This is a genomic window from Streptomyces sp. NPDC002690 (assembly GCF_053592415.1).
The window spans coordinates 1-19,541 of sequence record NZ_JBSFVR010000128.1 but is presented as its reverse complement, the minus strand read 5'-3'; the positions used below and the strand labels follow the sequence as shown (position 1 = coordinate 19,541).

Annotated in this window: 16 protein-coding genes and 2 pseudogenes; 11 read left to right on the top strand and 7 right to left on the bottom strand. The window is 71.2% G+C overall.

Annotation, left to right across the window (positions count from 1 at the left end):
• The 9 genes and pseudogenes from ACWD3D_RS17905 to ACWD3D_RS17865 form a co-directional block, all read left to right on the top strand.
• Nucleotides 1-95, top strand: a pseudogene (locus ACWD3D_RS17905) (ATP-binding cassette domain-containing protein); the annotation flags it as partial.
• Nucleotides 96-377: 282 nt separating this feature from the next.
• Nucleotides 378-1,115, top strand: coding sequence for a YcnI family copper-binding membrane protein (locus ACWD3D_RS17900; protein ID WP_451461797.1), 738 nt, complete (start codon nt 378-380; stop codon nt 1,113-1,115).
• A gap of 105 nt (nt 1,116-1,220) precedes the next feature.
• Nucleotides 1,221-1,877: an SCO family protein gene (locus ACWD3D_RS17895; protein ID WP_451461796.1), complete on the top strand. Its 657-nt coding sequence runs from the start codon at nt 1,221-1,223 to the stop codon at nt 1,875-1,877.
• Nucleotides 1,874-2,320, top strand: coding sequence for a copper chaperone PCu(A)C (locus ACWD3D_RS17890; RefSeq protein ID WP_451461795.1), 447 nt, complete (start codon nt 1,874-1,876; stop codon nt 2,318-2,320). The genes ACWD3D_RS17895 and ACWD3D_RS17890 overlap by 4 nt, the downstream gene beginning before the upstream one ends.
• Nucleotides 2,321-2,335: 15 nt before the next feature.
• On the top strand, nt 2,336-4,378 hold the full coding sequence (locus ACWD3D_RS17885) for a copper resistance CopC/CopD family protein (RefSeq protein WP_451461794.1): 2,043 nt from the start codon (nt 2,336-2,338) through the stop codon (nt 4,376-4,378).
• Nucleotides 4,303-5,724 carry an iron uptake transporter deferrochelatase/peroxidase subunit gene (gene efeB, locus ACWD3D_RS17880; RefSeq protein ID WP_451461793.1) on the top strand — a complete coding sequence of 474 codons (1,422 nt, stop codon included), beginning with the start codon at nt 4,303-4,305 and terminating at the stop codon, nt 5,722-5,724. The genes ACWD3D_RS17885 and efeB overlap by 76 nt, the downstream gene beginning before the upstream one ends.
• Nucleotides 5,725-5,807: 83 nt before the next feature.
• Entirely contained in the window at nt 5,808-6,743 is a 936-nt protein-coding gene (gene pheA / locus ACWD3D_RS17875; RefSeq protein ID WP_451461792.1) for a prephenate dehydratase, read from the top strand.
• Between the two features lie 785 nt (nt 6,744-7,528).
• Nucleotides 7,529-8,806, top strand: a complete 1,278-nt coding sequence (serS, locus tag ACWD3D_RS17870) for a serine--tRNA ligase (protein WP_451461791.1) — start codon at nt 7,529-7,531, stop codon at nt 8,804-8,806.
• Nucleotides 8,803-9,615: an HAD family hydrolase gene (locus ACWD3D_RS17865; RefSeq protein ID WP_451461790.1), complete on the top strand. Its 813-nt coding sequence runs from the start codon at nt 8,803-8,805 to the stop codon at nt 9,613-9,615. Before serS ends, ACWD3D_RS17865 begins: the two co-directional genes overlap by 4 nt.
• Nucleotides 9,616-9,752: 137 nt before the next feature.
• Here ACWD3D_RS17865 and ACWD3D_RS17860 read toward each other — a convergent pair whose 3' ends face one another.
• The 5 genes from ACWD3D_RS17860 to ACWD3D_RS17840 all read right to left on the bottom strand — a co-directional run bounded on the left by ACWD3D_RS17860 (nt 9,753) and on the right by ACWD3D_RS17840 (nt 14,457).
• A complete protein-coding gene (locus tag ACWD3D_RS17860) occupies nt 9,753-10,448 on the bottom strand; it encodes a hypothetical protein (protein WP_451461789.1) in 696 nt (231 codons plus the stop codon).
• A 322-nt stretch (nt 10,449-10,770) separates the two neighbouring features.
• Entirely contained in the window at nt 10,771-11,490 is a 720-nt protein-coding gene (locus ACWD3D_RS17855) for an ABC transporter permease (protein ID WP_451461788.1), read from the bottom strand.
• Nucleotides 11,491-11,520: 30 nt separating this feature from the next.
• Nucleotides 11,521-12,432: an ABC transporter ATP-binding protein gene (locus ACWD3D_RS17850; RefSeq protein ID WP_451461787.1), complete on the bottom strand. Its 912-nt coding sequence runs from the start codon at nt 12,430-12,432 to the stop codon at nt 11,521-11,523.
• Nucleotides 12,429-13,343 carry an ABC transporter permease gene (locus ACWD3D_RS17845; RefSeq protein ID WP_451461786.1) on the bottom strand — a complete coding sequence of 305 codons (915 nt, stop codon included), beginning with the start codon at nt 13,341-13,343 and terminating at the stop codon, nt 12,429-12,431. Before ACWD3D_RS17845 ends, ACWD3D_RS17850 begins: the two co-directional genes overlap by 4 nt.
• Nucleotides 13,333-14,457 (bottom strand): ABC transporter ATP-binding protein, encoded by a 1,125-nt coding sequence (locus tag ACWD3D_RS17840; protein WP_451461785.1) that lies wholly within the window; start codon nt 14,455-14,457, stop codon nt 13,333-13,335. The genes ACWD3D_RS17845 and ACWD3D_RS17840 overlap by 11 nt, the downstream gene beginning before the upstream one ends.
• Before the next feature lie 470 nt (nt 14,458-14,927).
• Between ACWD3D_RS17840 and ACWD3D_RS17835 the strand changes: the two genes are divergently transcribed.
• Complete coding sequence (locus ACWD3D_RS17835; RefSeq protein WP_451461784.1) at nt 14,928-16,721, top strand: SDR family oxidoreductase; 1,794 nt, start codon at nt 14,928-14,930, stop codon at nt 16,719-16,721.
• A 719-nt stretch (nt 16,722-17,440) separates the two neighbouring features.
• Nucleotides 17,441-17,983, top strand: coding sequence for an RNA 2'-phosphotransferase (locus ACWD3D_RS17830; RefSeq protein WP_451461783.1), 543 nt, complete (start codon nt 17,441-17,443; stop codon nt 17,981-17,983).
• A 43-nt stretch (nt 17,984-18,026) separates the two neighbouring features.
• On the opposite strand, the gene ACWD3D_RS17825 is transcribed toward ACWD3D_RS17830, so the two are convergent.
• Together ACWD3D_RS17825 and ACWD3D_RS17820 are read right to left on the bottom strand one after the other, a co-directional pair.
• The gene (locus tag ACWD3D_RS17825) at nt 18,027-18,920 is read right to left on the bottom strand and encodes an LLM class flavin-dependent oxidoreductase (RefSeq protein ID WP_451461782.1); all 894 of its coding nucleotides are present in this window, start codon (nt 18,918-18,920) and stop codon (nt 18,027-18,029) included.
• Nucleotides 18,921-19,025: 105 nt separating this feature from the next.
• A pseudogene (locus ACWD3D_RS17820) lies at nt 19,026-19,196 on the bottom strand (IS701 family transposase); the annotation flags it as partial.
• Nucleotides 19,197-19,541 lie beyond the last annotated feature (345 nt).

Below are 19,541 nucleotides of genomic sequence, written 5' to 3'. Positions count from 1 at the left end.
CGCTCATCGGCGAGAACGGCGCCGGCAAGTCGACCCTGATGAAGATCCTCTACGGCATGCAGAAGCCGGACGAGGGCACCATCGCGATCGACGGATACGGGTACTGCGCGCCGGATTCCCCGGCGCGCCGACGGCCGGGCCGCGCCCGGCCCGTACCTCCGTGGACGCCCCGGCTCCGGCCACCGGCGATCCTCTCCAGCATCTGGTGATCAGGCGCGGGCCTCCCGCCGCGTACGCCCTCGCAGCCTGACGCGACATCCTCCCCGTGCCGAAGGACGGCCCCGCCGTCACGACGGCCGTGGGACGAGGTGTCGTGATGCCGTCGCGCACCCGCGCGCCGGATCACCGTTTCCCTGCTCCGTGGAGTGATCCCTGCCATGAACGTTTCCCGTATCGCCGTCGCGGGCGGCATCGCCGCGACCACCGTTCTGCTGCTCGCCGGTCCCGCCTCCGCGCACGTCAGCGTGCAGCCCCAGGGCGAGGCGGCCAAGGGCGGTTACGCCACCATCAACTTCAAGGTCCCCAACGAGCGCGACAACGCCTCCACCGTGAAGCTCGAAGTCAGCTTCCCCACGGACCACCCGCTCTCCTCGGTCAGCCCGCAAGCCGTGCCGGGCTGGAAGATCGACGTCACCAAGGCCACGCTCGCCAAGCCGCTCGACGTCCACGGCAAGAAGGTGACCGAGGCCGTCTCCAAGGTCACCTGGACCGCCGACGCCTCCGCCGCGATCAAGCCCGGGTACTTCCAGCAGTTCCCGCTCTCGGTGGGCCAACTCCCCGAGGACGCCGACCAGCTCGTCTTCAAGGCCCTCCAGACGTACAGCAGCAAGGAAGTCGTCCGCTGGATCGAGGAGACCCCGGCCAGTGGCGAGGAGCCCGACAACCCGGCGCCGGTCCTGACACTGACCGACGCCGCGGCGGACGCCCACGGCGCCACCGCCGACGACAAGGCCGCCGGCACCGACGCGTCCGCGTCGGCCGGTCACGCCACCGAGGCCGCCTCGGACTCCACCTCGGCGAGCGACAGCACCGCCCGGGTGCTGGGCATCGTCGGCATCGTCATCGGCCTCGCGGGCGTCGCGTTCGGCGTCCTCGCCCGCCGTCGTACCGTCTGACCCACCCGGACCCTCCGTCCCTCCGTGCCGGGCCGGGGCGCACGCGCGCCCCGGCCCGGTTCCCGGGGGCCATCCACCGCACCACGGACCAGGAACACATCCTTCATGCGCACCAAGAAACTGGCGTCGGTCGTCGCGTTCGCCGCGGCGGCGGCACTGGCACTGACCGCCTGCGGCTCGAACGACGACGCGTCCGCCAAGCCGGTGACCGACGTCTCCACGTCCACCACCACCCAGGCCGCCACCGTCCTCGACCAGCCGTTCACCAAGCCGGACCTCGTCCTGACGGACACCCACGGCAAGACGTACGACCTCCGCAAGGAGACCAAGGGCAAGCCGACGCTCATCTACTACGGCTACACCAACTGCCCGGACGTCTGCCCGCTGACCATGAGCAACATCGCGCTCGCCAAGCGCGCGCTGCCCGCCGCCGAGCAGGACGAACTCCGGGTCGTCTTCATCACCACCGACCCCGAGCGGGACACCCCGGCCTCGCTGGGTGCCTGGCTCAAGGCCCAGGACCCCGATTTCATCGGCCTCACCGGCGACTTCAAGACCATCCAGGCGGGCGCCCGGTCGATGGGCATCGGCATCGACCCCGCGACGACGGAGAAGGACGGCACCGTCGTCTCCATGCACGGCGCCCAGGTCATGGCGTTCTCCCCGAAAACCGACGCCGGATACGTCATCTACAGCGAGGACACCACCGCCGACGACTACACCGCGGACCTCCCCAAGCTCATCCAGGGGGCGAAGCCGTGACAGGCCGGGCGGTACTCGCCGGCGGACTGGCGCTCGCCACGGGCCTGACCCTCGCGGGGTGTTCCGCCGGGGGCTCCCCCGAGCTGAAGGTCGTCGGGGCGTTCATGCCGCAGCCGGTGAGCGACATCGCGGCGGCCTTCCTCGTCGTGGAGAACAAGGGCGGGGCCACCGACCGGCTGACGTCGGTGACCAGCTCGATCTCCGACCACGTCACGATCCACGAGACCAAGGGCCAGACCATGCGGATGGTCTCGTCCTTCGAGGTGCCCGCGGGCGGCGAACTGGACCTCGAACGCGGCGGCAGCCACATCATGTTCAGCGAACTCAAGCGGCAGCCGAAGCGAGGACAGAAGATCTCCGTGGAGCTGCACTTCGAGAAGACCGGCCCGATCACGGTCGAGCTTCCCGTCGAGGAGACGACCTACAACCCGGCGAAGCAGTGAGGGACTGAATCCACCATGACAGCCACCGCCCCGCGCGCAGGTCGTGTCCGGCCTTCCCCGATACGCCGGCCGCTCACCGCGTCCGCGCTCCTCGCCACGCTGATCGGCCTGTTCCTCGGCCTGATGCTGGCGGGCGCGGCACCCGCGTCCGCGCACGCCGCCCTCACGGGGAGCGACCCGCAGGACGGGGCGGTGGTCGACGCCGCACCCCAGAACGTCACCCTCTCCTTCTCCGAGTCCGTCTCGCTGGGCGACGACGCGATCCGGGTGCTCGATCCGTCCGGCGCGCGGGCCGACACCGGTGACCCGCGCGCGGTCGGCGACGGCAAGGCCGCCCGGTACGCCGTCACGCTCCACTCCGGACTCCCCGACGGCACCTACACCGTGGCCTGGCAGGCGGTGTCCGCCGACAGCCACCCGGTCTCGGGTGCCTTCACCTTCTCCATCGGCGCACCGTCCACCACCACCGTCGCGCTGCCCACCTCGGGAGCGGGCGGCGGAGTGGTCGGCCTGCTCTACGACATCGCACGGTACGCCGCGTACACCGGCTTCATCCTGCTCGCGGGCGGCTCCGCGTTCGTCCTCGCCTGCTGGCGGGGCGGCGCCTCGGCCCGCCCGCTGCAACGGCTCGTCCTCGGCGGCTGGATCACCCTCACCGCGTCCACCCTGCTGATGCTGCTGCTGCGCAACCCGTACACCGGCAGCGGGAAGTTCGCCGATGCCTTCGATCTCGCCGGTCTCCAGGCGTCGCTGGAGACCAAGCCGGGTGCGGCGCTGGTCTCCCGGCTGCTCCTGCTGGGCGCCTCCGCGCTCTTCGTCGCCGTGTTGTTCGGTACGTACCCCCGGCGCGAGGACGAGAAGGAGCGGAAGGACCTCACCTTCGGCCTCTCGCTCGGCGGGGCGGTCGTCGCCACCGGGATCGCGGGCACCTGGTCGCTCGCCGAACACGCCTCCACCGGGCTCCAGCCGGGCATCGCCATGCCGGTCGACATGGCCCACCTGCTGGCGGTCGCGGCCTGGCTGGGCGGCCTGGCCTCCCTGCTGACCGCCCTCTACCGGGTCCCCGAACTGCCCTCCGCCGCCGTACGCCGCTTCTCACGGATGGCGTTCGGCAGCGTGGTGGTACTCGCCGGAACCGGGCTCTACCAGTCCTGGCGCCAGGTCGGCTCCTGGTCGGCGCTCACCGGCACCACCTACGGCCGGCTGCTGCTGGTGAAGGTCGGACTGGTCGCGGTCCTCGTGGGCGTCGCCTGGATCTCCCGGCGCTGGACGGGCCGGCTCACGAACGGGGAGCCGGCCGGGACCGGACCGGTGACCCCGGAGACCGGGACCGGACCGGTGACCGAAGAGACCGGGACCGGACCGGTGACCCCGGAGACCGGGGCCGACCCGGCGGCCGAGGAGGCGAAGGCCGGACTGGTCACCGTCGCGGTCACCGAGCCGGCCGCCGGTACGGGCGAGGGCGGGCCGGCCACGAGCACCGACCCCGCGCGTGCCGCCCAACTCGCCCGGCAACGGGCCGCCCTGACGTCGACCAGGGAGCGGAAGGCCCGCGACGCCGATACCGGCCGCTCCGGACTGCGCCGCTCGGTCCTCGTCGAGACCGGCATCGCCGTCGTCCTGCTGGCCGTCACCACCGTTCTCTCGTCGACCGAACCCGGCCGTACGGAGGAGGAGGCCGCGCGGACCAACGTCGCCGCCGCTCCGGAGGCCGCCCAGCCGGTCACCGTGAGCCTGCCGTTCGACACCGGTGGCATCAACGGCAAGGGAACCGTCCAGCTGGACCTCGACCCCGGCCGGACCGGTTCCAACGACCTGCACCTGTGGCTCCAGGACGGGAAGGGCACCTCGATGGAGGTACCGGAGGTACGGATCGCGCTCACCCTGGAGGCGAAGGACATCGGCCCCCTGCCGGTCGTCCCCGATCGGCTCGCCGAGGGCCACTGGGCCGCGAGCGGCGTCCAGATCCCGATGGCGGGCGAATGGAAGCTCGCGGTCACCGTCCGCACCTCGGACATCGACGAGACCACCGTCGTCAAGAACGTGAAGATCGGCTGAGCTGCGTGAGCAAGCGGAACACGAACGTACGGATCCCCCGGGAGCGTGCCGGGGCGAACGGGGCTGCCCCGGAGAGCGACGACGCGAACGCGGCCACCGGCGGAGTCTCTCGGCGGAAGCTGCTCGGTGGCGCCGGGGCGGCCGGGGCCGCCGGCCTGGTGCTGGGCGCCGCCGGTGGTGCCACCGGGTACGCCGCGACGCGCCCGGACGCACCGGCGGCGCTCTCCTCGATCGGCTCGACCGAGGCGATGTTTCACGGGAAACTTCAGCCCGGGATCACCACACCGCTCCAGGCCAGTGGCCACCTCGTCGCCTTCGACCTCACGGCGGGCGCCGGGCGCACCCAGGCCGCCGCACTGATGCGGCGCTGGTCGGCGCTGGCCGCGGAGCTGATGGCGGGCCGCCCGGCCGACTCGGGCGGGGACACCGGGATCGCCCTGGACGCCGGCCCGTCCTCCCTGACGCTCACCTTCGGCTTCGGCCGTACCTTCTTCGACCGGACCGGACTGGAGGAGCGGAGGCCCGCCGGGCTCGACCCGCTGCCCGCGTTCTCCTCGGACCACCTCGACTCCGGACGGTCGAACGGCGACCTCTGGGTGCAGATCGGCGCCGACGACGCGCTCGTCGCCTTCCACGCACTGCGCGCGGTCCAGCGGGCCGCCGGTTCGGCGGCGCGCGTGCGCTGGCAGATGAACGGCTTCAACCGCACTCCGGGCGCGACCGCCCGCCCCCTGACGGCCCGCAACCTGATGGGCCAACTGGACGGGACCAACAACCCCAAGCCCGCCGACGGCGACTTCGACGCACGGATCTTCGTGCCCGCGTCCTCGGCCTCCGCTGCCGCCGACCCGGCCGGGGACTGGCTCGCGGGTGGCTCCTACGCGGTCGTCCGCCGCATCCGGATGCTGCTGGACGACTGGGAGAAGCTCTCGGTCGCACGTCAGGAGAGGGTCATCGGCCGGCGCAAGGACGACGGCGCCCCGCTCAGCGGCGGCACCGAGACCACCGCGATGGATCTGGACAAGCTCGGTGCGGACGGCAAGCCGGTGATCCCGTCGAACGCCCACGCCCGGATCTCCTCGCCGGAGAAGAACGGCGGGGCGGCGATGCTGCGGCGCCCGTTCTCGTACCACGACGGCATCGACCCGGACGGGACGCCGGACGCGGGGCTGCTCTTCGTCTGCTGGCAGGCCGACCCGTTCCGGGGCTTCGTGCCGGTGCAGCGCAAACTCGACCGGGGGGACGCGCTCTCGCCGTTCATCCGGCACGAGGCGAGCGGTGTCTTCGCGGTGCCGGGCGGTGCCGCGCAAGGGGAGTACGTGGGGCAGCGGCTGCTGGAGTCCTGACCGCCCCCGGGGGCGCGGGGCCCGCCGCCGGGCCCTGCCGGAACACCCCCGAAAGCCGCCCCGCCAGCCCTTAGAGTGACCGCATGTCCGCTACGCGCTACGCCTACCTCGGCCCCGAAGGCACCTTCACCGAGGTGGCGCTCCGTACGCTCCCGGAGGCCGCCACCCGCGAGCTCGTCCCCATGGTCTCCGTACCGGCGGCGCTGGACGCGGTACGCAGCGGCGAGGCCGCCGCCGCGCTCGTACCGATCGAGAACTCGGTCGAGGGCGGGATCACCGCGACCCTCGACGAGCTGGCGGTGGGCGCCCCGCTGATGATCTACCGCGAGGTGCTGCTCTCCATCTCGTTCGCGCTGCTGGTGCGTCCCGGGACCCGGCTGGAGGACATCAAGTCCGTCACCGCGCACCCCGCCGCACAGCCGCAGGTCCGCAACTGGCTGGCCGCCCACCTCCCCGGAGCCGTGTGGGAGTCCGCCGCGTCCAATGCGGACGGCGCCCGGCTGGTCCGGGACGGACGGTACGACGCCGCCTTCGCCGGGGAGTTCGCGGCGTCGACGTACGGGCTCGTCCCGCTCGCCACCGAGATCCACGACGCGGTGAACGCGCAGACCCGCTTCGTCCTCGTCGGCCGCCCGGCCCGGCCCTCGGCCCCGACCGGCGCCGACAAGACCTCCGTGGTCCTCTGGCTGGGCGAGGACCGCCCGGGCGCCCTGCTCGAACTGCTCCAGGAGTTCGCGGTACGCGGGGTCAACCTGATGCTGATCCAGTCCCGTCCCACGGGTAAGGGCATCGGCGACTACTGCTTCGCGGTGGACGCCGAGGGACACATCGCGGACCGGCGGGTGGGCGAGGCGCTGATGGGACTCAAGCGCATCTGCCCGAACCTGCGCTTTCTGGGCTCCTACCCCCGGGCCGGAGTGACAGCGGAGGAGGCCGCCCCTTTGCGTGTGGGCACCTCGGACGCGGACTTCGCCGACGCCTCGGACTGGCTGGCCCGCAGCCAGGACGGACGCGGCTGACGGTACGGGGCCGCTCCAGGAGGCGTTTTCGCAGGAGCGCCGGGTGCACATCCGGGCGGCCTCCCCACCGATGGTCGTTTACCCACAGAGTTATCCACAGGGAGCGACCTCGGCCTGGGGACAAGTCGACACCATCGCTCGACATCATCGACAAATCACCCCAGGTGACCCCATGGAGCCGCGAAGCCTCTCAGGACTCCCCATGATCCACATCCGGCTCGTTCGACTCAATTACCTTGATCAACGACACGGAATGACGAATTACCGCTCGAATGGGTGAACGAAAAGCGGTTTGGGAATGGATTCCATGCTCCCTGCACCCTCCGGAGCCCTCCCCCGGGAAGCATCTTCAACCATCCACAGGTTTTCCACACAGCCTGTGGATAACTGAACCAAGCAGGCTCACCTTGTGGACAACCCCTGCGAAGATCACCCCCAACTCCCCGACGGAGCAGGGTGGTACGTCAAGAAGGAGGCGACTTTCTGCCCGTTTCGGGGCATCGGGAGCACCTCGATTGACACACCCCGGCCACGGGTGACACCTCGGCCGGCAGGGCGCCCGCACTCCTCGAACCTGGCCGATTCCCGCCGCACCCGCGCCCGCATCCACGGAACGATTGCGGGCGGACGATTTCCCGCCCACGCTTCCCCACCCAACCCCTCACCGGCCTCCCCACGTGAATCCGGGATTCCATCAGAGATACCATTCACGGCAATTCGGGCATAGTGACACGCTTGGCAATATCGGTTCGGATGGCCGAAGCGCACACCGGTAGCCTGGAGGGGTGATTGACCTTCGCCTGCTCCGTGAGGACCCCGACCGTGTTCGCGCCTCCCAGCGCGCCCGTGGAGAGGACGTCGCACTCGTCGACGCCCTGCTCTCCGCCGACGAGCTGCGCAGGTCGTCCGGCGTCCGCTTCGACGAACTCCGCTCCGAGCAGAAGTCGCTCGGCAAGCTGATCCCCAAGGCCACACCCGAGGAGCGGGCGGAGCTGCTGACCCGCGCCGACCAGCTCAAGGCCGACGTGCGCGCCGCGGACGCCGCCCAGAACGAGGCGGACGCGGAGGCCAAGCGCCTGCTGCTGCAGCTCGGCAACATCGTCCAGGAGGACGTGCCGGTCGGCGGCGAGGAGGACTTCGTCGTCCTGGAGACGCACGGCACCATCCGCGACTTCGGCGCCGAGGGCTTCGAGCCCAAGGACCACCTGGAGCTCGGCGAGGCGCTCGGCGCCATCGACATGGAGCGCGGGGCCAAGGTCTCCGGTTCGCGCTTCTACTACCTGACGGGCATCGGAGCCCTGCTGGAGCTCGCCCTCGTCAACGCGGCCATCGCGCAGGCGACCGAGGCCGGCTTCATCCCCATGCTCACCCCCGCGCTGGTCCGCCCGCGCGCCATGGAGGGCACCGGCTTCCTCGGCCAGGCCGCCGAGAACGTCTACCACCTGGAGAAGGACGACTTCTACCTGGTCGGCACCTCCGAAGTCCCCCTGGCCGCGTACCACATGGACGAGATCATCGAGGCCGACAAGCTGCCCCTGCGGTACGCCGGCTTCTCGCCCTGCTTCCGCCGCGAGGCCGGTACGTACGGCAAGGACACCCGGGGCATCTTCCGCGTCCACCAGTTCGACAAGGTCGAGATGTTCTCCTACGTCGACCCCTCCGACGCCGAGGCCGAGCACCGCCGGCTGCTGGAGTGGGAGAAGCAGTGGCTGACCGGCCTGGAGCTTCCCTTCCAGGTGATCGACGTGGCCACCGGCGACCTCGGGGCCTCGGCCTCGCGGAAGTTCGACTGCGAGGCGTGGATCCCCACCCAGGGCAAGTACCGCGAGCTGACCTCCGCCTCCAACTGCGACAGCTTCCAGGCGCGCCGCCTGTCGGTGCGCATGCGGGACGGCAAGAAGGTCCAGCCGCTGGCCACCCTGAACGGCACGCTCTGCGCCGTACCGCGCACGATCGTGGCGATCCTGGAGAACCACCAGCTCGCGGACGGTTCCGTGCGCGTGCCCGAGATGCTCCGTCCGTATCTCGGCGGGCGTGAGGTCCTGGAGCCGGTCGCCAAGTGACCTTCCCCTTCAAGCTCGTCGCCACCGATCTCGACGGCACGCTGCTCCGCGACGACCACACGGTCTCCGCGCGGACGCGCGAGGCGCTTGCCGCCGCCACCGAGGCCGGCGCCGCGCACATCGTCGTCACCGGCCGGGCGGTGCCGTGGACCCGGCAGATCCTGGACGAGCTGGGCTATGACGGCCTCGCCGTCTGCGGCCAGGGCGCGCAGGTCTACCACGCGGGTGAGCACAAGCTGCTCACCTCGCTCACGCTGGACCGGCAGCTGGCCGGGCTCGCGCTGTCCAAAATCGAGGCGGAGGTGGGCCCTCTGCTGCTCTCCGCGAGCCGCGACGGGCTCGACGGCGAGGTCCTGGTCGGCCCCGGCTACCGGGTCCACAAGGGCCCGCTGCCGGTCGTCCGGGTCGACGACGCGAACGAGATGTGGACCGCACCGCTGAACAAGATCTTCATCCAGCACCCGGAACTCGACGACGACCGGCTCACGGCCGCCGCACGGGCGGTCGTGGGCAGCCTGGTCAACATCGTGATGGCGGGTCCCGGGGTCGTGGAGATCCTCCCGCTCGGCCTCAGCAAGGCGACGGGTCTCTCGCTCGCCGCGCGCCGGCTCGGCGTGAAGGCCGCGGACACGATCGCCTTCGGGGACATGCCCAACGACATCCCGATGTTCGGCTGGGCACGCCACGGGGTGGCCATGGCCAACGCGCACGACGAACTCAAGGCCGTGGCGCACGAGATCACCGCGTCCAACGAGGACGACGGCATCGCGGTGGTCCTGGAGGAACTCCTCGCCGGCGGAACGCGGTAGCTTCCGGGCGAGTCCGCGTACCGCCCCGTACGCCGGACCGTGCGCCGGCCCCGTACGACGTACCGCACCGACCGCCCGCGGCCCGCGAAGGCCGCGGGCGGTCGTGCGTCCGGTCCCGCACGGGACCGGGCCCGGGTTCACCCCTGGTGCGGTCCGGGCCTCAGCTCCCTCAGCCGGTACGCCACGTCGTCCAGCCGGGCATCGACCCGTCGCACGTCGTGCGCGACGTCGGCCAGCCGGACGCTCATCGCACCGACGACCTCATGGGTCACCCCCAGCTTCCGGTCCAGGCTGTCGAACCGCTCCGACATCCTGCGCAGGACCGGACCCAGCTCCTGAAGGGCCGAACCGACTCCGGCGAGGCAGCTTTCGATCCGGGTGACGCGGAAATCGAGCGAGTCGTACCGATCCCGCAGATCACCCTCGGCGTCGAGAAGGTACGTACGCACACAGCGGGCGATGTCGCTGTCGCGAAGGAGCATCGCCACGTTGAGCACCGTGCGACGGGTGTAGAGGCTGAGCCGGGCGGCTGCCTGTGGATAACTTCCCTCCCCCTCGCCGCCCCATAGGGACACCATGTCCCTATGGAAGGACTGCAGGTCAGAGCCGCGCAACAGCAGTAGACCGTTCTCCTGCATCTCGGCCCGATGGCGCTGGGTGACCTTTTTCACCGCCTCTGTGGATACTTCGAAGTAGCGCGCCACGTCCTCTGTGCGGACGTGAATTCCGTCCGGGAGCATGACAAGGCTCTTCACCTTGTCGAGGATGTCGACGCGCACCATCCGCTCGGCGCGCAGAGCGCGGGATTCGAGCAGGGCGACTTCCGTGGGCATGGGCATGCCTTCCGTACGCGGGGAACAGCGAAGGACGGCCCTCACCCCGGGCGTCAGGGGCGGAGGTCGCTCACGGGTGCCACTCACTCGATGGCCGGCTCCGCCCGGGGCTCTCGCACCGGGGCCGGCATTCCCCTGTTTCACGAACGCTCGTCGTCACGGATTCCAGTCGCCTCCACGCATCCGGCCCAACGACCCGGCGAACCCTCACGTCACGCGGCAGGCCACCGCGTGCGCGACGGCCGGAGAACGCGGGACGACCCCCGCCCTCCCGAGCGGGGGTCGTCCCGTACTGAACCGTCCCGGCGGGCGGCACCGCGTCCTACTCCTCGCCGGCCAGCTTGAGCGTCCGCAGCTTCTGGCCCGCGTACCAGGTGGCGCCGACGGTCACCACGACCAGCAGCACCGTGGCGAGCGGGAGATGGACGTCGGCGGTGATCGCCCCTTCCGCGCCTGCCTTCTCGGCGACGGCGAGCGCCCACTGCTGCACGCTCAGCGTGCGCGCCCCGGGCATCTGACTGCCGAAGAGTGCCTCCCACACCAGCGCGTAGACCAGGCCGAACACGACCGCGTGCCGGCTGACCGTGCCGAGCAGCAGGAAGAGCGCGCTGTAGGCGATCGAGGCGACGAGCGCACCGACGGTGTAGGCCACCGCGATTCCCTGGCCGTTGCCGTTGAGGATGAGCCCCGCGATCAGGGTGGGCAGGGCGGAGAAGACCATCGTGACGGCGATGGCCACGATCAGCTTGGTGAAGATGATCGTGGGCCGCTTCACCGGCTTCGCCAGCAGGTAGACGATCGACCCGTCGTCGATCTCCGGGCCGATGGCCCCCGTACCCGCGATGACACCGATCAGCGGAACCATCACGGCGAGGGCGAACCCGCCGAGCACGTCCGAGGTGATCTGGTCGTCGGCGCCCGCCAGGACCCGCACCGCGCACGAGATCGCGATCAGCAGGGCGGGCAGGACGAACAGGATGGCGGCCCGGCGCCGACCGAGCAGGGCCCGGTAGGTGAGCCGGGCGACTGTGGGGTCGTACATGACGCTTCACAGCTCCTTCGCGGCCACTGGTCAGGCCGATACGAGGTACGAGAACACCGATTCGAGGGACTCGTCGGACGGCGAGACGGCCAGCAGCCGGATGCCCCGCTCCTGCGCCACACGCGGCAGCAGGGTGGTGAAACGGCCGAAGTCGACCGCCTGGATCAGCAGCGCGCCCTCGTGGTGGTCCACCTCGATGCCGGCCGTCGACGGGTCCGCGATCAGGGCCGCCGCCAGCGCGCGGTCGTCGCTGGAGCGCACGAGATAACGGTGCGGACGGTCCGTCATCAGCCGGCGGATACGGCGGAAGTCGCCGGAGGCCGCGTGCCGGCCTGCGACGATCACCTCGATGTGCGAGGCGAGTTGCTCGACCTCTTCGAGGATGTGGGAGGAGAAGAGCACGGTGCGGCCCTCCGAGCCCATCCGCCGCAGCAGCTCCATCAGCTGCATCCGCTGCCGGGGGTCCATGCCGTTGAACGGTTCGTCCAGCAGCAGGACGGAGGGGTCGTGGACGAGCGCCGAAGCCATCTTCACGCGCTGACGCATGCCCTTGCTGTACGTCTGGATCTTGCGGTCCTGCGCGTACTCCATCTCGACCGTGGCGAGCGCGCGCGCCGCCTCGGCGGCTCCCAGGCCCTGCAGTTCGGCGTTGGCGACGACGAACTCCCGGCCGGTCAGGAAGTCGTACATGCCCTCCCGCTCGGGAACGATGCCGATTTCCCGGTAGACCGACTCGTTGCGCCAGATCGGCCGCCCGTCGAGCGTGACCGTACCCGTCGAAGGGGAGAGAAATCCGGCCATCAAGTTGATCAGCGTGGACTTGCCCGCACCGTTGGGACCGAGCAGCCCGGTGACGCCCGGGCCGATCGTCATACTCACGTCGTTGACGGCGACGACGTTCCCGAACCAGCGGGAGGCGTGGTCGATCTCGATGGTGGTCACAGCCCGACCCTCCGGTAACGGCGCAGCAGCACGGCGTACGAGCCCGCGATGAGCGCGAACACGACGAACAGGTAGACGACGCCCATCGCGGCCGACGGGCCGTCGCCTCCGGGGAAGGCGGACGAGGCGCCGAGGAACGCGGTCTGCACCCCGTCGATCAGCGTGATCGGGGAGAACAGCCCGAACCAGGCGATGGCTCCCTCGGTGCCGGTCGAGTACGCGATGGCCTGGACCGTGGAGACCGCTCCGTACGAGATGGTCAGCACCGCGATCACCGCCGCGACGCCGAAGCCCCGGCGCGGGGTCACCGCGGCCACCACCAGCGCGAGCGCGGCGAACAGCACGGACAACAAGGCCACCGACACCAGTCCCTGGGCGAACCAGCCGGTCTGGTCGCCGAAGTCGAATTTCGCGAGCAGCGAGCCCACGTAGAGGACGAGCAGCGGCGTCCCGGTGAGCACGAAGACGGCGGACGCCATCGCCGCCACCTTCGCCACGACGTAGTCGGCGTGCTCGATCGGCCGCGAGAAGTACAGCGGTACCGTCCGGAACCGCAGGTCCCGCGAGACGCTCTGCGGGGCCTGGGCGGCCACGAACAGCCCGATGACGGCCTGCAGGTAGATCGCGTAGGAGGTGTACTTCACGACCAGCTTCGTGGCACCCGGCGCGGCCATCGACACCGCCACGATGACCGCGGCGACCAGGCACATCACCGCGAACATGAGCATCGGCAGCACCTTGGACCGGGCGGAGCGCCCGAGCCCGAACGCGCCCTTGAGGGACTGGACGTAGAGCGAGCGGCGTGCGTAGGCGCGTCCCAGCCGGGGGCCGTCGTAGGAGCGGTAGCCGATGTCGTGGATGCGCGAGGCGTCGCCGGGCAGCGCGCCCTGGGCCCTGGTCTCAGTGCTCATCGGGACCGCTCCCCTTCTGCTGTACGGCCCCGGATGCCGGAACCTGACGGACGGCCCCGGGCGCCGGGGCCTGCGGTACGGCTGCGGGGCCGGCCGGAGCCGGGGGTACGGCTCCGAGGGCCGGGGCCCGATGTCCCGCTCCGGCCACCGGGGCGGCGGCCGGCGCCGGGACCGGCCGGGCGTCGTCCGCGCGGAAGACCTCGGCGATGTGGTGGCGGCGCTGCTCCATGCGGACGAGCCCGAGCCCCAGCCCGGCCACGCTGTCGCGGACCAGGTCGTAGATGTCCTCGCCGGTCGCCTCGACGAGCAGGATGTGACCGGCTCCGGGCAGACCGCCGGTGTCGACGCCGTCGTCGCCGACCAGCTTCACCCCGGCCCCGAGAAGCTTGTGACGCAGTGCGTCGGTGCCGTCCGGGTGGGCGTCGCTGTCGGTGACCTCGACGGCGAGCGTGGTGGTGGTCTGGGTGAACTCGCTGGTGGAGCTGGAGCGAAGGAGCGTGCCGCCGTCGATGACGACGACGTGGTCGCAGGTGCGTTCCAGCTCGCCCAGGAGGTGCGAGGTGACGAGGACGGAGATGCCGAAGTCGGTGTGCACCCGGCGGATGAGGCCGAGCATCTCGTCGCGGCCGACCGGGTCGAGGCCGTTCGTCGGCTCGTCGAGCAGAACCAGCCGGGGATCGTGCACCAGCGCCTGGGCCAGCTTGACGCGCTGCTTCATGCCGGTCGAATAACCCCCGATGGGGCGGTAGCGCTCCTCGTAGAGACCGACGTGGCGCAGGGTGTCGGCGGTGCGTTCGCGGGCCGCCGTCGGCGGCAGACCGGACATCCGCGCCATGTGGACGACGAACTCGGTCGCCGAGACGTCCGGCGGCAGGCAGTCGTGCTCCGGCATGTACCCGACCCGCTCCCGGATCGCGGCACCGTGCGTGGCGACGTCCAGCCCGAGCACCGAGGCCGAGCCCTCGGTGGCGGGCGAAAGTCCCAGCAGGATTTTGATCAGTGTGGACTTGCCCGCCCCGTTGGCACCCACCAGACCGGTCACGCCCGGTCCGATGTCCAAGGAGAGCCGGTCAAGAGCGGTCACCCGTGGGTACCGCTTGCTCAAGGCTTTCATCGCGATCACAGTCACATGGACGACGGTAGTGGTACGGGTACGGCCGGTCGTCAGACCTGGCGGTCGCACGGACGTCACACTTGAGTTGTAGGAACCCGTAGGGGAGTCCGGCACAGGAGTGACCCGGGCGGGAACTCCCGCCGCCCCGATCGCCCTGCCGTGCACGGGTGTTGACCGCACATGGGGGCGCGTACCGGCAACCGGTCTCCCGCCCGGCCTCCCGCCCGGCCTCCCGCCCGGCCTCCCGCCCGGCCTCCCGACGGCTCTTCCACCGGCGGTGGTCCACAGGTGCTTGTCCACAGGCGGGGCCTCCCTCTTGACCCCTCGCCCGGCCTCGTCACATTCTTCAGTGTCACGTTACTGGCGCGTACAGCTCGCCAAGTGCACTGCCCGTGAGCGGGTTTCGGGCGGCCGGGGCCGAGGAAGACGGGTGCCGCAGGGGCGTCACCCGACCGAGGAGAGGTGGCGGGATGCATCTGCCGGGAGCGCGCGAGCGCTGGGTCCGTACGGGCGGCATCGAACTCTGTGTGGCCGAGATGGGGAATCCGGACCGGCCGACCGTGGTGCTGGTGCACGGCTATCCGGACAGCAAGGAAGTGTGGTCGCGGGTGGCCGGGACGCTGGCCGAGCAGTGGCACGTGGTGCTCTACGACGTACGCGGACACGGCCGTTCGACCGCGCCGAAGCCGCTGCGCGGTGGCTTCACGCTGGAGAAGCTGACCGACGACTTCCTGGCCGTGGTGGACGCGGTGAGCCCGGACCGGCCGGTGCATCTGGTGGGCCACGACTGGGGATCGGTGCAGTCCTGGGAGTTCGTCACGGTCGGGCGGACCAAGGGCCGGATCGCCTCCTTCACCTCGATGTCCGGGCCCTCGCTGGACCACTTCGGGCACTGGATCCAGGACCGCCTGACCCGGCCCACGCCCCGGCGCGTGTTCCAGCTCGCCGGCCAGGGCGCCAAGTCCTGGTACGTCTACCTGCTGCACACCCCGGTCCTGCCCGAACTCGCCTGGCGGGGGCCGCTGGGACGCCGGTGGCCGGACATCCTGGAGCGGCTGGAGAAGGTACCGGCGGGCGAGTACCCCACCGCCTCGCTCCCCCGGGACGCCGCCCACGGCGCCTGGCTCTACCGCGACAACGTCCTCACCAGGCTGCGCAGGCCGCGTCCCGACGCGCACGCCCACGTGCCGGTTCAGCTGATCACGCCGACCGGTGACGCCTTCCTGTCGGAGTCCCTCTACGACGACCTGGACCGGTGGGCACCGTCCCTGGTCCGCCGACGGCTGCCCGCCCAGCACTGGGTCCCCCGCACCCGCCCGGACCAACTGGCCTCCTGGATATCCGAGTTCGCCACCGTGCACGAGAACCCCGGGGCCGGTCCGGCGGCGGCGAAAGAACCCCAGGGCTCCGGCCGGTACGCGGACCGGTTCGGCGGACAACTGGTGCTGGTGACGGGCGCGGCCGACGGCATCGGACGGGCCACCGCCCTGGCGTTCGCCGAGGCCGGTGCGCGGGTGGTGGCCGTGGACCGGGACGCGGCGGGCGCCGCCCGTACCGCGCGGACGGCCCGGCTCGTCGGGGCACCGGCAGCCTGGGCGGAGACCGCCGAACCGGGCGACGAGCAAGCGATGGAGAAGCTCGGCGCGAAGATCGCGGCGGAGTGCGGCACCGTGGACGTCCTGGTGAACGTTCCGGCCGACGTTTCGGTCGACGCGTCGGCCAAGGGGCCGGCCGACCTCGCCGGTACGTCCCCGTCCGGGCGCTTCCTGGAGACCACGGCCGAGGAGTGGCGGAGCGCCCTCGACGCGGGGCTCATGGGGATCGTCCACAGCTGCCGGGTGTTCGGCGGTCGGATGGCCCAGCGCGGCCAAGGAGGCCACATCGTCAACGTGCTCCCGGGCAACGCCGGTGCGCCGTCGGGCAGTCCGGGGTTTGCCGCCCAGGGCACCACCCAGGCCGCCGTCCTCGCGCTCAGCCTGGGCCTGCGGGCCGAGCTGGCGCCCCGTACGGTCTCGGTGAGCGCGGTGCGACCAGGGGCGGCCGAGGCCGGAAGGGCTTCCGTCGAACGGAGTTCGGGGGGAAAGGCGGACGGCCCGTCCGAGCGCCCCGGGAATCGCGCGCCGGAGCGGGTCGCCGAGGCGGTACTGGACGCGGTGGTCCGCGATCAGCCGCTCGTGGTGGTACCGGGACCGCGCAAGGGCCTCGTCGGGCTGCTCCGGGGCACCATCAGGCGCGGTACCGCGGAGCCGAGCAAGCGAGGCTGATGCTCACGGAGTTGGGCGCGCAGCCGCGTCCGGACCGGGGCTGGGCACCCGCTCGGAGAGCCTCTCCGAGCTGTTGACGGCCGCTCGCTCCACAGCACTTGGCGCCGGTACGGGCCAGGTACGGGCCACCCTGAGGGCCGGGAGACCGAGTTCGGGACCGGGACGTCGCCCCCTTGGGGTGGACTGGTCCCGGGCCGCCCCGCGCCCGCGCGGGCCCGCGCGCGTCTCGCGCCGCCCTGGACGGAGGCACGTTCTTCCGAGGCCGGGGGTGGATGTCCCCAGCGCCCGGGGAGTACCTGTGGACGGAACGGCGTTCAGCGTATGAGCTATTCGGCCCGGACCGCCGCCCCCGCATGCCGCCCGGCGGGCCGCACCAGCGGCGTACACCGACCGCGCGATCGGCGGACAGCCCGGTCCACGCCTGCGCACAAACCCCTGTCCAGGCGCGGCGGGTGGGAGGGCGGAGGCTGATGCACCTCTGCACGACGGGTTGAACGCAGCGTGCGAGCAGGTGATTTATGATCAAGAGGGACATCTCGACCTTTTCACACCAAAGTTGACCAAATAGCCCATTCTGAAAGCCCGTTGTCCACAGAATCGCCAAATACCCTGTGGATAAGTCAAGTTGCTTGTGGATCAAACACGAATGCGCCCGCGAGTTCCGAGGAGCTGGAAACAATCGGGATGCGCGGCCAGGGACGGCCGGGCACTCTGGCCGGATGGATGAAAGACGCACCGTGAAGGTGTCGAAATACCTCTCCAGGCACCTGAGACATCAGCCGGAACGCATCGGGCTGACACTCGATCCGAACGGCTGGGTGGACGTCGCGGAGCTGCTGGAGGCCGCGGCCCGCCACAACTTCCCGATCACACGGGCCGAACTCGAGCACGTGGTCGCTGTCAACGACAAGCAGCGGTTCGCCCTGGAGGGGGACCGCCTGCGCGCCAACCAGGGCCACACCGTCGCCGTCGATCTGGATCTGCCCACGGCCGAGCCGCCGCCGTACCTCTACCACGGGACGGTGCCCCGGTCCCTGCCGGAGATCCGGGCCGAAGGGCTGCGCCCCATGGCCCGCCACCACGTCCACCTGTCGCCCGACCGCGAGACCGCCACCCGGGTCGGGGCACGACGTGGCAGACCTGTGGTGCTCTCCGTGGACGCGGGAGCGATGCACCGCGCCGGACATGTCTTCCGCGTCAGCGCCAACGGGGTGTGGCTGGCGGAATCCGTACCCCCCGAATTCCTGGGGTTTCCGGGCTGAGGCGCCTACCGCCTCAGCCCGCCCCGGCAACCGGTACCCCCGGTCAGCCCAGCCGACCGAGCGCCTCGGTGGCGATCCGCTCGAAGACGACCGGGTCGGTGGCGAAGTCCGAGTCCGGGACCGGCCAGTGGACGACCAGCTCGGTGAAGCCCAGGTCCCGGTGGCGGCCCGCGAAGTCCACGAACGCCTCGACCGACTCCAGCGGACGGTTGCGGTCGGGGGTGAAGGCGGTGAGCAGGATCTTGTCCAGCTCCGCCACGTCCCGGCCCGCCTCCGCGCACGCCGCGCCAAGCTTGCCGATCTGGCCGCGCAGCGCCTCCACGGACTGCTCCGGCGTGCCCTCCTCGAACAGCTTCGGGTCCCCCGTGGTCACCCACGCCTGCCCGTACCCGGCGGCCAGCTTCAGCCCGCGCGGGCCGGTCGCCGCGACGGCGAACGGCAGCCGGGGAGTCTGGAGACAACCGGGGATGTTCCGGGCCTCCACCGCGGTGTAGAACGTGCCCTGCTGCGACACCGCGCCCTCGGTGAGCAGCCGGTCCAGCATCGGTACGAACTCGCCGAAACGATCCGCCCGCTCGCGCGGGGTCCACGGGTCCTGGCCGAGCGCCGTGGCGTCGAAGCCGTTGCCGCCCGCCCCGATGCCGAGGGTGACCCGGCCGCCCGAGATGTCGTCGAGCGAGATCAGTTCCTTGGCGAGCGTCACCGGATGCCGGAAGTTCGGCGAGGTCACGAGGGTGCCGAGCCGCATGGTTTCGGTGGCGACGGCCGCCGCGGTCAGCGTCGGGATCGCCCCGAACCAGGTCTTCTCGCGGAACGACCGCCACGACAGGTGGTCGTACGTGTAGGCGGCATGGAAACCGAGTTCTTCGGCCCGCCGCCAGATCTTCTGTCCTTCGCCCCATCGATGGACAGGGAGGATCACCGTGCTCAGACGCATGTCTCAGACGATAACGCGGGCCCGCCCGCGTCGATGCTCCGTGAACGGACGGCTACCGTCTTCCCCGGGCGCGGGCCGGCCGCCGCGGGACCGGCCCGCGCGCCGGCCACTCCGGGTGCGGCCCTCGAAGTGGGCCAGGCCCAGGGCTTGTTTCATCTCGCGGTAGTCGTGTTCGATGCGCCGGCGGAGCTTGGCGGGGCGGACCAGAGTGGTCGGAGGGGTGTCGGCCGGCAGGTCGGAGAGCCAGAACTGAACAGGTTCTCCCCGGTCGGCCGGTGTCCGTCCACGAGGCAGGCCCCGCAGACGGACCTGCCCCCACCGACGCTGGTCGTTCCTCGCGAGTCGATCGCCCCACTGCCGATCCACCGGCCGGCGGCCGCTCACCCGGACACCGCCGGCGCGGTGTTCCGCAAGCTGCTGCGGAAACCCGGCTTCACCTGGAGCGAGGACGGTGAGGCTCTGCTGCGGTGCGGGAAGCGGTGGTACTACGCGAGCGAGCCTCGCCCCGGCGTCTCCGTGATCGGCGACCGCCTCCGCCGAACCCCCGGCCGCCCGGGTGATCAGGATCGCCGGTACGGACTTCCTCCAGCTGCGCGGGGGCGTGAACTGCGTCTTCACCGG

Coding starts and splice junctions, on each gene's coding strand:
- ACWD3D_RS17855 (WP_451461788.1), bottom strand. CDS start 11,490: ATGTACGACCCCACAGTCGCCCGGCTCACCTACCGGGCCCTGCTCGGT.
- ACWD3D_RS17885 (WP_451461794.1), top strand. CDS start 2,336: ATGACAGCCACCGCCCCGCGCGCAGGTCGTGTCCGGCCTTCCCCGATA.
- ACWD3D_RS17835 (WP_451461784.1), top strand. CDS start 14,928: ATGCATCTGCCGGGAGCGCGCGAGCGCTGGGTCCGTACGGGCGGCATC.
- ACWD3D_RS17830 (WP_451461783.1), top strand. CDS start 17,441: ATGGATGAAAGACGCACCGTGAAGGTGTCGAAATACCTCTCCAGGCAC.
- ACWD3D_RS17900 (WP_451461797.1), top strand. CDS start 378: ATGAACGTTTCCCGTATCGCCGTCGCGGGCGGCATCGCCGCGACCACC.
- efeB (WP_451461793.1), top strand. CDS start 4,303: ATGGAAGCTCGCGGTCACCGTCCGCACCTCGGACATCGACGAGACCAC.
- ACWD3D_RS17825 (WP_451461782.1), bottom strand. CDS start 18,920: ATGCGTCTGAGCACGGTGATCCTCCCTGTCCATCGATGGGGCGAAGGA.
- pheA (WP_451461792.1), top strand. CDS start 5,808: ATGTCCGCTACGCGCTACGCCTACCTCGGCCCCGAAGGCACCTTCACC.
- ACWD3D_RS17895 (WP_451461796.1), top strand. CDS start 1,221: ATGCGCACCAAGAAACTGGCGTCGGTCGTCGCGTTCGCCGCGGCGGCG.
- ACWD3D_RS17860 (WP_451461789.1), bottom strand. CDS start 10,448: ATGCCCACGGAAGTCGCCCTGCTCGAATCCCGCGCTCTGCGCGCCGAG.
- ACWD3D_RS17840 (WP_451461785.1), bottom strand. CDS start 14,457: ATGAAAGCCTTGAGCAAGCGGTACCCACGGGTGACCGCTCTTGACCGG.
- ACWD3D_RS17845 (WP_451461786.1), bottom strand. CDS start 13,343: ATGAGCACTGAGACCAGGGCCCAGGGCGCGCTGCCCGGCGACGCCTCG.